Raw genomic sequence first — 12,458 nt, 5'->3', positions numbered from 1 at the left:
ATTACGCGCTCCGGGTGTTTTTCGGGTTCAGGACTTTAACGTCCAGGACTTCCGGGTTTTGTGCGACATGCGGATGCTCAGCGCCTGCGTAAACGCGCAGGTTGGTCATCTGCTGGCGGCCCAGACGGTTGCGCGAGATCATGCGCTCAACAGCCTTGGTCACAACGCGCTCGGGGTGAGCACCTTCGAGAACCTGACGCGCGGTACGGAACTTGATGCCGCCCGGGTGACCGGTGTGCCAGTAGTAGCGCTTGTCGTCGCGCTTGTTACCGGTCATCTGGATCTTGTCCGCGTTGATGATGATGACGTTGTCACCCATATCCATATGGGGGGTGAACGTCGGCTTGTTCTTGCCGCGCAGAATCTGAGCGACGATCGTAGCGAGACGGCCCAGAACGACGCCTTCGGCGTCGATCAGGATCCATTTCTTCTCGATATCCGCCGGAGTAGCGGTAAAGGTTTTCATGGTGTGACCTGTGCTTGCAACGAAAGCCGAAGCCCTCGTGTTTAAGGATGCTGCTTAATGCCCCAGCCCCCGCCTTGCGTCAAGCGCGCAAAACATAATAGTTTCTTGTAAAATCAATAGCTTAGTTATTGTGGTATTTTGATACCACAATAACTAAGCAGAATCTTCACCGCCGCGCCGCCTGCGCCATGAGATCCGAGGCTGCGAGTTGCTGCGCGACCGCCTCCGGCACACCCCGGGTAATCATCCGGCGATAAATCCGCGGCCCCTGGACCCCAAGGCCCTGCACCACGGGCGGGATCTGCGCGGCATTCGCGCGGCGCAAAGCCGCCGTCTGGGCTTTCAAAGGCATCTCATCGCGCAGGGTTTCATGTCCCGGACATCCGGTCAGGATATCCGCACTCGCCCGGCCCTGTGCCGATGCCACGCGCCGGTGCGCCTCCTCCAGAAGCCGGCATTCGGCAGCGATTGCCTGCGCGCGGCTCACGCCCGACACGGGGGCAACAGCCGCGCCCGGACCCGCTACCTGCGCGCCGCAACCTGCCAGCAACAGCAGGATCCCCGGAAATATCCCATACTTCACCAAAACCGCCTCCTGTCAGAACCCGGCCCTCAACCTGCCACGAAGCTGACGCGCTGTCTTTCCCCTTTCCTCATCCGGGGCTATGAAGTGCCCAGGCAAAGGAGCCCCATATGCTGAAGACGCGCATCATCCCCTGTCTCGATGTGGCCGATGGCCGGGTCGTCAAGGGCGTCAATTTCGTCGATCTTATCGATGCCGGTGATCCGGTCGAAGCCGCCCGCGCCTATGACGCGGCCGGCGCGGATGAGCTGTGCTTTCTGGATATTCATGCCACCCATGAAAACCGCGGCACCATGTTCGATCTGGTCACCCGCACGGCAGAGCAATGCTTCATGCCGCTGACGGTGGGCGGCGGTGTGCGCAGCCATCAGGATGTGCGCAACCTGCTGCTCGCGGGGGCCGATAAGGTCAGCTTCAACTCGGCGGCGGTGGCAAACCCCGATGTCGTCTCCGAGGCCGCCGACCGCTTTGGCAGCCAGTGCATCGTCGTCGCCATCGACGCCAAAACCGTGGCGCCCGGAAAGTGGGAGATTTTCACCCACGGCGGGCGCAAAGAGACCGGCATTGATGCGGTGGAATTCGCCGTTAAAATGGCGACCAAGGGCGCAGGCGAGATCCTTCTGACCTCGATGGACCGCGACGGCACCCGCGGCGGCTATAACCTGCCGCTGACCCGAGCGATCGCTGATGCCGTCTCCGTACCGGTGATCGCCTCGGGCGGTGTCGGCACGCTTGACCACCTGGTCGAAGGGGTGACCGAAGGCCACGCCAGCGCGGTGCTCGCGGCCTCGATCTTCCACTTCGGCACCTATACCATCGCAGAGGCCAAGGCCCATATGGCCGCTGCCGGTATCAATGTGAGGCTCTGATGTCTGATCTTCTGGCCCGGCTCGAAGCCACCATCCAGGCGCGCAAAACCGCCGATCCGGAATCAAGCTGGACGGCAAAGCTCCTCGCCAAAGGCCCCGAGAAATGCGCCGAAAAATTCGGCGAAGAGGCTGTTGAGGCGATCATTGAGGCGGTGAAAAACGACCGCGCGAAACTCGCCTCCGAAGCGGCAGATGTGCTTTACCATCTCATGGTCATGCTCGCCGCCCGCGATGTGACCCTCGCCGAGGTCTATGCCGTTCTTGAACAGCGCGAAGGCACCTCCGGGATCGCCGAAAAAGCCGCCCGCCCCGGCGCATAACAAAAGCCCCGCCTGAGCGGGGCTTTTTCCTATCCGGCACGCAGAGTAAGCCTCCCCGAATTCCTCACCCGAAAAGATCCGCCTGAGTGGGCTGACGCGGCGGCGCGATGCCAATATGCCGCCAGGCTTTCGGCGCCAGCATCCGCCCGCGCGGGGTGCGCTGAATAAGCCCCTGCTGCAGCAAAAACGGCTCGATCACCTCTTCAATCGCATCGCGGCTCTCCGACAGCGCCGCCGCGATGGTCTCAACCCCCACAGGCCCGCCGCCGTAATTTTCGGCCAGCAAAAGAATGTAACGCCGGTCCGCCCCGTCGAGCCCCAGATCATCCACCCCAAGCCGCGTCAGCGCACTGTCGGCAAGCTCGCGTGTGATGACACCATCCCCTTCCACCAGGGCAAAATCGACAACCCGGCGCAACAGACGCCCTGCGATCCGCGGCGTCCCCCTGGCGCGCCGCGCAATCTCCAGCGTTCCCTCCGGCTCCGCCGCCACCCCCAAAAGCCGCGCCCCCCGCCCGACGATCAGGTTCAGCTCTTCAATGGTGTAAAACTGCAGCCGCGTCGGAATGCCAAAGCGATCGCGCAAAGGCGTGGTCAAAAGCCCCAGCCGCGTGGTCGCCCCGACCAGAGTGAAGGGCTGCAGATCGATCCGCACCGTCCGCGCCGCCGGCCCCTCACCGATCACCAGATCCAGCGCAAAATCCTCCATCGCCGGATAAAGCACTTCCTCCACCACCGGGCTCAGGCGGTGAATCTCATCGATGAACAAAACATCGCGCGGCTCAAGATTGGTCAGAATCGCCGCCAGATCCCCCGCCTTGGCCAGAACCGGCCCGGAGGTCATGCGAAAGCCAACCCCCAGTTCCCGCGCCATGATCTGCGCCAGCGTGGTTTTCCCAAGGCCGGGAGGGCCGTGAAACAGCGTGTGATCCATCGCCTCGCCGCGCATCCGCGCCGATTCGATAAAGACCCGCAGATTGGCGCGCGCCTCAGCCTGGCCGGTGAAATCCTCCAGCCGTTCCGGGCGCAGAGCGCGGTCATTGTCTTCAGAAAGGCGCTCGGGGCGCAAAGCGGGATCAGGCTGTGTCATAGAGGAACAATCCCTGAACGGCGCCCGCTCTGCAAGCCCCTCTGATCACTTTGGCTTTTTCCAAATACTCCGGGGTCCGGGGCAGCGCCCCGGCGCCCGCCCCTCAGCGCCGCCGCCCGGCGCGGGGCACCGATGTCTGCCGCTCTCCCCGCCCGCCCGCAGCCCGCGGCGCCCCCGAGGCAAAGGGCCCTGCCGCCCCGCCGACAGCAGGCGCGACTGGCGCAGCGCCGCGGGGCGATGCTGCGGCCATGGCCTCCAGCGCGGCCACCCGATTGGCCGTCGACGGGTGGGTCGAGAACAGCTTATCGCGGGCATGGGCATGAAGGGGATTGACGATGAACATATGCGCAAGCGCCGGATTGCGCTCCGCCGTCGGATTGTCGATCCGCAAAGCCAGCCCCTCAAGGCGGCGCAGCGCCGAGGCCAGCCACAGGGGATTGCCGCAGATTTCCGCCCCGATCCGATCCGCCTCATATTCGCGCGAGCGGGAGATCGCCATCTGCACCACGGCGGCGGCCATCGGGGCCAGGATCATCATCGCCATGGTCCCCACCGCCCCAAGCGGCCGGTCGCGATTGCTGCCGCCAAACAGAAAGGCAAAATTGGCCAGCATCGAAATCGCCCCCGCCATGGTGGCGGTCACCGACATGATCAGCGTATCGCGGCTTTTGATATGCGCGAGTTCATGCGCCATCACCGCCGCGATCTCCTCCTGGGACATACTGCGCAACAGACCTGTCGTCGCTGCAACGGCGGCATTGTCGGGATTGCGCCCGGTCGCAAAGGCATTGGGCTGATCGCTCTCAATGACATAGACCCGCGGCGGCGGCAGGCCCGCACGATCGGCCATCTGATGAACCATCTGCACCAGATAGGGCGCCGAGCGGCTGTCGACCTCGCGCGCTCCGGTCATCGACAAAACCGCCTTATCTGAGTTCCACCAGGCCAGCAGATTGGTGACAGCCGCAAAGCCAAGCGCAATCATCGCGCCGCTGCCCCCGCCGATCAGCGCGCCGATCGCCATGAACAGCGCCGTCATCCCTGCCATCAGGACGGCCGTTTTTGCATATCCCTGCATCTGCTCTACTCCGCTGAGATCTCGTGCAGATATGGTCAGCGCCCGCCCCTGCGACAAGTCCTCAGCGCTGCGGCTGCAAAAGCTTCAGCGCCGCCCGGATCAGGCCCGAGGTCTCAAGCCCGTCATTCTCCCCCGCCGCCTGAGCCACCGCCGCCGCCGCATCGCCCTGGGCATAGCCAAGGTTCAAAAGCGCCGAGAGCGCATCGGCACTGGCCGCAGCCGAAGGCGCAACCACCGGCGCAGCCGCCGCCCTGCGCTTCGGCGCGACTTTAGGCGCCGCCGCAGCCTCTGCCTCGATCACCTCCGCATCGAAATCGGCCTCAGCCCCCATGGCCCCGCCCTTCGCCATCAGCATCGGCGCTTTGCTCTTTAACTCCAGCACGACCCGCTGGGCGATCTTGGCACCGATCCCCGGCGCTGCCGTCAGCGCCTTGGTATCGCCCAAGGCTATCGCCCGCGCCGTCCCCTCCGGGCCAAGGGTGCCCAGAATGGCCAGCGCCGCCTTGGCACCCACGCCCTGAACGGTGGTCAAAAGCCGGTGCCATTCGCGGTCAATCAGCGTCGGAAAGCCGATCAACTGCAACAGATCCTCGCGCACGATCATCTCGGTATAAAGGGCTGCCGCCTGCCCCACGGGCGGCAGTTGCGCCAGCGTGCGGTCCGAGACCATGACCTCATAGCCCACACCGCGCACATCAAGGATGACATGGCCATCCCCCTTCCAGTCGATGAGACCCGAAAGCTTTCCGATCATCCCGCAGCCCTTTGCACATCCGCCCGTTTCACTGCCGCCAGCAGGCGGTCAGAGGATTGCAGATGATGCGCATGGCAGATCGCAATCGCAAGCGCATCCGCCGCATCCGGCCCCGCGATCACCGCGCCGGGAAACTGAAAACGCACCATATGATCGACCTGCTGCTTGGCCGCATGACCCACACCCACCACGCATTTCTTGATGGCATTCGGGGCATATTCGCCCACCGTCAGCCCCGCCTGAGCCGGAACCAGCAGCGCAATGCCGCGCGCCTGCCCCAGCTTCAGGGTCGAGACCGCGTCCTTGTTCACGAAAGTCTGCTCCACTGCCGCCGCATCGGGCTGATAAAGCCGCAACACTTCCGTGAGCTGGCTGTGCAGCGCCAGCAGACGCTGCGCGAGATCCCCCGGCTCTGAATGGCAGATGCCATTGGCAACATGGGTCAGCCGGCTGCCCGCCACATCAATGACCCCCCAGCCGAGGTTCCGCAATCCGGGGTCGATACCTAAAACGCGCATGCCTGCCTGTTCCTTGTTTTGGCCAGTCTGGCACGAAACATGAACATTCTCCAGCCCTTAGCTGCTTTGTGTAAAATTTCTGCAACGCAGCGAAAGCCGGCTGCGATTCGGGCGCAGCAATGCCGCTTTTCATTCACCTTATTTTTAAGGACGTAACGTCAGTCCCAGCCATGCAGGAAACGCAAGACGGTCATGTGAAATCGGGGAGTTGTTTTGCAACTGCAGCATCAATATCTGGCAGTCATCGAATGTGAAGCCTGTGAAACAGGCAGTTTTTGAAAAGGATGTTGACCATGGCCGCTTTCGAAACCACCCGCCCGCTTCAGGGATCCATCGGGGGCGGGCTGAGCTCTTTCTTCCGCTCCGTGACCCTGCGCCTCGTTCAGTGGAACGATCTGCGCGTGACCCGCAAAGCGCTGGCACGCCTGTCGGATCGTGAACTGGATGATATCGGCCTGTGCCGCGGTGATCTGGAAAACATCTCCGCCCACCTGCGCTGATCCTGCGGCGGCTCTGCCGCCCGAAGCGTCTGAGAGGGACAGGCCGCGCCGGACCACCGGTGCGGCCTTTACCTTTTTCAAGCCCCTGCCCGGGCCAGACCGGCTGTCGCCGCGCGCAACGGGGATACCAATGAAAAAAGCCGCCGGTCCCCCGGCGGCTTCGTCGTCTGTAAAGGGCCCGATCAGCCGCGCAGCAGGACGAGAGTGCTCCATTCGCCGATCTGCGTGTGTTCTTTCAGGCTGAATCCCTGGGCAACATAGGCATCAAGGATCGATTCGGACTGAACCGTCAGCAGGCCTGAGAGGATCAGATGCCCGCCCGGAGCCGCATGTTTCGCCATATCCGGGGCCAGCTGCACCAGGGGGCCTTTGAGGATATTTGCGAAGATCAGATCATAGGGGGCGCGGCTCTTCAGATCGCGGTGATCAAAGCCTGCTGCTTCAACACAGGGCACGCGGTCAGCAAGGCCGTTGATCTCAGCATTGGCGATGGCCACATCGACCGCCACCTGATCGATATCAGAGGCGATGACCTTCGCCTCGGGCCAGAGGCGTGCGGCCGCCAGGGCCAGAACCCCGGTGCCCGAGCCGATATCCGCCACATTCTGCACCATCAGCCCCTCAGCGCCCAGGCGATCCAGCGCTTTCAGACAGCCCAGCGTGGTGCCATGATGGCCGGTGCCGAAGGCCACCGTCGCCTCAATCTGCAGCGGGATCACACCGGTTTCGGGCACTTTATCGGCATCATGGCTGCCATATAGAAAGAAGCGGCCTGCCTCGACCGGGGCGAGATCGCGGCGCACCTTAGCAACCCAGTCGATTTCCGGAATCTCAGAGACGGTCATGCCCTTCGCACCAAAAGCAATGGCGATAATGTCGAGAACCGCCTCATTCGGGGCTTCGGTGAAATAGGCACCGACTTCCCACATCTCCGAGCCGTCCTCGATCTCAAAGACGCCGACGCCGTAGGGCTCGGGGGTCAGCTTCTCGAGAGCAGCGGCGAGCGCATCGGCCGCCTCTTTGCCGTCAAGCGAGGTGATCGCGGAATAGCTGGGCATCGGTCAGATCCTGAACTGAGACATGGCCGGCCCGTCAAAGCCGCCCTTTGGCTGCGGTTTGCCCCGAGCCGCCCGGCTGGTCAAGGCCGGGGCCGCGTCGGGGGCGTCAGGCCGCAGGGCCGGCCCTGCTGGTATCACCTCAGGCAGCCGGCGCTGCGGGAGCTGCGATCGGGCAGCTGACCCCGGTGCCTTTCAGCCCGCAATAGCCGTTGGGGTTCTTCGCCAGATACTGTTGATGGTAGTCTTCGGCGTAATAGAACTCGGGCGCCATGGCGATTTCGGTGGTCACGATGCCCTGCCCCGCCCGCATGAGGCGGTGCTGATAAAGCGCGCGACTGGCCTCAGCGGCCTCAAGCTGCTCGGGCGTGGTGACATAGAGCGCCGAGCGGTACTGCGTGCCGGTGTCATTGCCCTGACGCATGCCCTGGGTGGGATTGTGGCTTTCCCAAAAGATCTTCAACAGCGCCGCAAAGCTGGTCTGCGCCGGATCCCAGACCACGCGCACCACCTCCGTGTGGTTGGTGAGACCAGAGCAGACCTCTTCATAGGTCGGGTTAAGCGTCACGCCGCCCTGATACCCTGCGGCCGTCAGCCAGACGCCGGGCTGCTGCCAGAACAGCCGCTCAACACCCCAGAAGCACCCCATGGCGAAAAACGCCTCTTCCATGCCCTCCGGCACTTCGGCCTTCTGATCGACCCCGAAGAGCAGATGTTTCGCTGAGGTCGGCAGCGGCTCGGGGCGGCCCGGCAGGGTCTCAGAGGGGGCAAGCAGTTCAGCGGGTTTGCGGATGAACCAGGACATGAAAGCACTCCGTCAGGGCGGCAGGGCGCCACCGGTTCTCAGTAATATGGGCAGCGCCTGCCGCGCTGCCAAGACGTCAGCCCAGCGCGGCCCGCACACGCCCGGCCACGGTATCGGCATCTCCCGCCCCGTCGATGACGCGAAAGCGCTGCGGCGCGGTGGCTGCCAGATCGAGGAAGGCGCCGCGCATCAGCGCCTGCATCGCGAGGCCCATATCCTCAAAACGCTGCTCCCCCCCGGCGCGGGCGACGGCCCGGGACAGCCCCTCCTGAGGGTCAATATCGATCAGAAGCGTCAGATCCGGGTCCTGGCCGATCACCAGTTCATGCAAAGCATCCACCGTCGCGCGCAGATCGCCGCGCGTGACGCCCTGATAGACGCGGGTCGAATCGACATAGCGGTCACAGATCACCAAAGCCCCCCGCGCCAGCGCCGGGCGGATGGTGCGCTCCAGGTGATCACGCCGCGCTGCGGTGAACAACAAAAGCTCAGTCTCAGCAGACCAGCGGTCCGCCTCGCCCTCCAGCACCAGGCGGCGGATCTCTTCCGCACCGGGGCTGCCCCCCGGCTCGCGGGTCAGAACCACCTCATGACCCTCAGCCCGCAGAGTTTCCGCCAGACGACGGGCCTGGGTGGATTTTCCCGAGCCGTCGATCCCTTCAAAGCTGATGAACAGCCCCTTACCCGCTGACAGCACGCTCAGAAGACCAGCTTCGAGGCCGCACGACCACCGAGCACCGAAACCGCCGTGGTCAGACGGTTCAGGAAGCCCGCCTTCGGCACATCGGCTTCGACCAGCACGGGGCTGCGCAGCTCAGGCATATCCGGCACCGAGACGATCAGCTCGCCCACCCGGTCCCCCGCTTTCAGCGGCGCATGAAGCGGCCCCTGCCATTCCACCCGGGCGGTCACGCCCTTACCGGGGGTGGCGGGCACCAGAACCTGCACGTTCTCAGCAGCAATCAGGCCAACGCTGGCCGCTTCGCCCAGAAAGACCGGCGCTTCGGCCACGCGCATCTTTTCATTGGCGATGGTGCGCAGACTGAACTGACGGAAGGCCCAGTTGGTGATGCGCTCGCTTTCTTCGGCCCGCGCCACTTCGGTCTCAAGGCCCGAGATGACGAAGATCAGCCGGCGGTCGCCCTGTTTGACCGAGCCGACAAGGCTGTAGCCTGCCTCAGCGGTATGGCCGGTTTTCAGACCATCCGCGCCGACACCCAGGCTCAGCAGCGGGTTGCGGTTGCGGGCATTGGCCGGGGCGCGGTCTTTGTAGTTAAAATGCGTCTCCGAGAAGATCGGGTAATATTCCGGGAAATCCTCAATGAGGCGCTGCGCCAGAATGCCCAGATCGCTCATCGACATCCGATGCTCCGGATGCGGCCAGCCCGAGGAATTGGCGAGGGTGGTATCAGCCATTCCCAGCGCGCGCGCCCGCTCGGTCGCGAGTTTCGCAAAGGCCTCTTCGCTGCCTGCCAGACCTTCGGCCACCACAACACAGGCGTCATTGCCCGAATTGACGATAATGCCGCGGATCAGATCCTGGACCGTGGGACGGTCCTGCTCGTTCAGGAACATCGTCGAGCCGCCCATCGCGCGGGCTTTGCTCGACACCGAGAACTCCGTATCCATCGACACGCGACCATCGCGGACCGCCTCAAAGAGGATATAAAGGGTCATCAGCTTGGACATCGAGGCCGGCGGAAGGGCGCGATGCGCATCTTTCTCCAGCAGCACCGAGCCCGTGGTCATATCATAGACCCAGGCCGCTTTTGCCCGGGTTTCAAAGCCGAAGGCGGTGCTGGCAAGAAGCGCTGCCGCGACCGCAGGCACCAGAGCGGGAATCAGGCGGAGAGGTTTCATGGCAGGTTCCTTCGTAAATCCGGGCCGTAACGTAACCGTCCCGCGCTCAGCGCGAGACGAAATAGGCATCTTTAAAGCCGGCAGCTTTGACCTTGCCGAGCAGAGCATCCCGACCGGCGGCCTCCGCCGGACCGGCGGTCACGCGCCAGAAGGTCTTGCCCTGGCTGCTTTCCTGGCGAACTTCGGCTTTCACACCGGCTTTGCCAAGCTGAGAGACGGCGCTGCGGGCATTTGCCTCAACACTGAAGATCCCGATCTGCACAAGGTTGCGCCCCGAGGTCGCTGCCGGAGCCGCACGGGGCGCGGCCGGAGCGGCTGCAGGGGCCGCCGCTTGGGCGGGACGCGCCTGAGGCGTTACCGCAGCCGTCGGGGCGGTGGCCGGAGCAGCACCCGCAGGCAGGGCCTCAGTCGCGATGGTCTCAGCCTGATCGAGCACCGGCGCCGCCGGGGCCACCGCGACCGGGGCCACCGCGACCGGGGCCTCTTCCCGGCGCAGTGCGGTGACATCGAGTTTCACGGGTGCACCAGCCAGCATCTCAAGTGCGGCTGCGGCATCGGAGGAGACCTGAAGTTTCGGCCCCGGCATCTCACGCTCGCGGCGGAAGAGCGCACCGATGACGAATTTGCCATTGGCCGGATTGCGGATGATCACCCGCTCAGGGTCTTTCACCCCCGGATAGGCAACCCAGACACCGCCAAGCGAGGGGCGGCCATCCCAGAGGCCCATGTCCGACTTCTGAAAGACATCCGGTGCTTCAGTGTCACGCTCCACCACACGGGTGGTGCCGCCGGAGGAGACCGGGGCGCTGTCGGTGGACGACGCACCCTCAAGGCAACCACTGAGAACGGCCAGAGCGCCGGCCGCAAGAATCCACGCACGCGCATTGCGCCCTGCCATCGTCTGCCCCCTCAGCCGGTTTGCCCGACCTTTCTGCGGCCCGCCCCAGGGGCGGCCGGATTGAAATTCGCCCGTATCATAGCGGCGCGCACTCGGGGTGGAAAGTGTGCAGCAAATGCCGATTGCGAAAACCAGCCCCCTCTCGCCGGAAATTGAACAGCGGCTGTCAGGGTCGGAAACTTCGGAAAAACGTCGTCTCACCCCTGAAAGTCCCGACCCTGCGCAGAGTGACAAAGCAGGACCGCCCGACAGCGAGGACCAAAGCCCCGGACCTTTCCGGAGCGCAAGGGGAGCGGCCTTATAGCCTCCCCCCTTCTGATCTGCCACAGAAGACCCTTCCTGAAGAGGTGCTGCGGCGAGGCATAGGGGGACCCGGCCGAAGATCACCGCCGGACCGCCTTTCCCGCAGCTCTTATAAGAAGAGAGAGGGAGGTTGTTTACACCGCCTGCCCTGCCGCCCAGCCCGATGACCAGGCCCACTGGAAGTTATAGCCCCCCAGCCAGCCCGTGACATCGACCACCTCGCCGATGAAATAAAGTCCAGGCTGGCCACGGGCCTCCATGGTCTTTGCATCAAGGTCGCGGGTGTCCACACCGCCCAGCGTCACCTCTGCGGTGCGGTAGCCCTCAGTCCCCATGGGGCTGATCTCAAAACCGCCGAGCGTCTTTGCCAGCCGCTGCAGATCCGCCGCCTTCAGATCGGCAATCCGCCCCGTCGTCCCGGCCCAGGACGCCAGCTGACTCGCCAGCCGCGCGGGAAAGAGCTTTGCCAGCGCATTGCCGGTAATCTGCCCGCCCGCGCCCCGCTTCACCTCTGCGATCTTTGCCGCAACATCTTGACCCGGCATGAAATCCACCCGGATCGTCTCTCCCTCGCGCCAATAGCTTGAGATCTGCAGGATCGACGGGCCGGAAAGACCCCGGTGGGTGAAAAGAAGCCCCTCCCGGAAAGCCGCCTTCCCGCTGCTGACCACCGCCTCGAGCGACAGACCTGCAAGCGAAGCCATCTCTTCGCGCAGGGCATCCGAGAAGGTCAGCGGCACAAGGCCCGCCCGGGTCGCCACGATCCTCAGCCCGAACTGCCGCGCCAGATCATAGCCGATGCCGGTCGCCCCCATCTTCGGGATCGAGCGCCCGCCGGTCGCCACCACCAGCTTCTCTGCCGAGACCACCCCCCGCGAGGTCGCTATAATATAGCGCCCGTTATAAGAGACATCGCTGATCGAGACACCGCAGGCCAGCTCCCCGCCGGCCGCCCCCAGATCGCGCAAAAGCGCATCGATGACCTGATCGGCCTTACCGTCACAAAAGAGCTGCCCCAGCGTCTTTTCGTGATAGGCGATGCCCCAGCCCTGCATCCGCGCAATGAAGTCGTGCTGGGTATAGCGGCTGAGCGCGGAGCGGGCAAAACGCGGGTTATCAGAGAGATAGCGGTCAGGCGCGATCCCGAGATTGGTAAAGTTGCACCGCCCGCCCCCGGAGATGCGGATCTTTCCCGCCGCTTTGGCCGCATGGTCAATCACCAGCACCGAGCGCCCGCGCCGCGCGGCTTCAATCCCCGCAAAGAGGCCCGCCGCACCGGCACCCAAAATCACCACATCGCGCTTATCCATGTCACCGGCCTTATTTTGCTGAGCCTTCGCAGATGTCAGAAAGAATTTC

At 64.1% G+C, this 12,458-nt stretch carries 15 protein-coding genes; 3 read left to right on the top strand and 12 right to left on the bottom strand.

Annotation, left to right across the window (positions count from 1 at the left end):
* Position 1 precedes the first annotated feature (1 nt).
* Positions 2-466, bottom strand: a complete 465-nt coding sequence (rplM, locus tag EP867_RS02890) for a 50S ribosomal protein L13 (protein WP_128486703.1) — start codon at positions 464-466, stop codon at positions 2-4.
* A gap of 166 nt (positions 467-632) precedes the next feature.
* A complete protein-coding gene (locus EP867_RS02885) occupies positions 633-1,049 on the bottom strand; it encodes a hypothetical protein (RefSeq protein ID WP_128486702.1) in 417 nt (138 codons plus the stop codon).
* A 110-nt stretch (positions 1,050-1,159) separates the two neighbouring features.
* Between EP867_RS02885 and hisF the strand changes: the two genes are divergently transcribed.
* Both hisF and EP867_RS02875 read left to right on the top strand, forming a co-directional pair.
* Positions 1,160-1,918 (top strand): imidazole glycerol phosphate synthase subunit HisF, encoded by a 759-nt coding sequence (gene hisF, locus EP867_RS02880; protein WP_128486701.1) that lies wholly within the window; start codon positions 1,160-1,162, stop codon positions 1,916-1,918.
* Positions 1,918-2,238 (top strand): phosphoribosyl-ATP diphosphatase, encoded by a 321-nt coding sequence (locus EP867_RS02875; RefSeq protein ID WP_128486700.1) that lies wholly within the window; start codon positions 1,918-1,920, stop codon positions 2,236-2,238. Before hisF ends, EP867_RS02875 begins: the two co-directional genes overlap by 1 nt.
* A gap of 64 nt (positions 2,239-2,302) precedes the next feature.
* On the opposite strand, the gene ruvB is transcribed toward EP867_RS02875, so the two are convergent.
* From ruvB to ruvC, 4 genes are all read right to left on the bottom strand, one after another.
* Positions 2,303-3,328, bottom strand: a complete 1,026-nt coding sequence (gene ruvB / locus EP867_RS02870) for a Holliday junction branch migration DNA helicase RuvB (RefSeq protein ID WP_128486699.1) — start codon at positions 3,326-3,328, stop codon at positions 2,303-2,305.
* Positions 3,329-3,431: 103 nt separating this feature from the next.
* Positions 3,432-4,406 carry a zinc metalloprotease HtpX gene (gene htpX, locus EP867_RS02865; protein WP_128486698.1) on the bottom strand — a complete coding sequence of 325 codons (975 nt, stop codon included), beginning with the start codon at positions 4,404-4,406 and terminating at the stop codon, positions 3,432-3,434.
* Between the two features lie 61 nt (positions 4,407-4,467).
* On the bottom strand, positions 4,468-5,160 hold the full coding sequence (gene ruvA, locus EP867_RS02860) for a Holliday junction branch migration protein RuvA (protein ID WP_128486697.1): 693 nt from the start codon (positions 5,158-5,160) through the stop codon (positions 4,468-4,470).
* Positions 5,157-5,678, bottom strand: coding sequence for a crossover junction endodeoxyribonuclease RuvC (gene ruvC / locus EP867_RS02855; protein WP_128486696.1), 522 nt, complete (start codon positions 5,676-5,678; stop codon positions 5,157-5,159). The genes ruvA and ruvC overlap by 4 nt, the downstream gene beginning before the upstream one ends.
* 293 nt (positions 5,679-5,971) lie before the next feature.
* Here ruvC and EP867_RS02850 point away from each other — a divergent pair, with 293 nt between their 5' ends.
* Entirely contained in the window at positions 5,972-6,178 is a 207-nt protein-coding gene (locus tag EP867_RS02850; RefSeq protein WP_128486695.1) for a DUF1127 domain-containing protein, read from the top strand.
* A gap of 182 nt (positions 6,179-6,360) precedes the next feature.
* Here the strand turns inward: EP867_RS02850 and EP867_RS02845 are convergent, their stop codons facing one another.
* The 6 genes from EP867_RS02845 to EP867_RS02820 form a co-directional block, all read right to left on the bottom strand.
* A complete protein-coding gene (locus tag EP867_RS02845; RefSeq protein ID WP_128486694.1) occupies positions 6,361-7,236 on the bottom strand; it encodes a 50S ribosomal protein L11 methyltransferase in 876 nt (291 codons plus the stop codon).
* A 139-nt stretch (positions 7,237-7,375) separates the two neighbouring features.
* Positions 7,376-8,038 (bottom strand): peptide-methionine (S)-S-oxide reductase MsrA, encoded by a 663-nt coding sequence (gene msrA / locus EP867_RS02840; protein ID WP_128486693.1) that lies wholly within the window; start codon positions 8,036-8,038, stop codon positions 7,376-7,378.
* A gap of 76 nt (positions 8,039-8,114) precedes the next feature.
* Positions 8,115-8,732, bottom strand: a complete 618-nt coding sequence (gene tmk / locus EP867_RS02835) for a dTMP kinase (protein ID WP_128486793.1) — start codon at positions 8,730-8,732, stop codon at positions 8,115-8,117.
* Between the two features lie 5 nt (positions 8,733-8,737).
* Positions 8,738-9,898 carry a D-alanyl-D-alanine carboxypeptidase family protein gene (locus EP867_RS02830; protein WP_128486692.1) on the bottom strand — a complete coding sequence of 387 codons (1,161 nt, stop codon included), beginning with the start codon at positions 9,896-9,898 and terminating at the stop codon, positions 8,738-8,740.
* Positions 9,899-9,944: 46 nt separating this feature from the next.
* Positions 9,945-10,796 carry an SPOR domain-containing protein gene (locus EP867_RS02825; protein ID WP_128486691.1) on the bottom strand — a complete coding sequence of 284 codons (852 nt, stop codon included), beginning with the start codon at positions 10,794-10,796 and terminating at the stop codon, positions 9,945-9,947.
* Between the two features lie 437 nt (positions 10,797-11,233).
* Positions 11,234-12,409 (bottom strand): BaiN/RdsA family NAD(P)/FAD-dependent oxidoreductase, encoded by a 1,176-nt coding sequence (locus EP867_RS02820; RefSeq protein ID WP_128486690.1) that lies wholly within the window; start codon positions 12,407-12,409, stop codon positions 11,234-11,236.
* Between the last annotated feature and the right edge of the window lie 49 nt (positions 12,410-12,458).

The organism is Falsigemmobacter intermedius, from assembly GCF_004054105.1.
Lineage (GTDB): Bacteria > Pseudomonadota > Alphaproteobacteria > Rhodobacterales > Rhodobacteraceae > Wagnerdoeblera > Wagnerdoeblera intermedia.
Note: the sequence above shows the minus strand (reverse complement) of the source record. Positions and strands in the feature narration are given on the sequence as shown.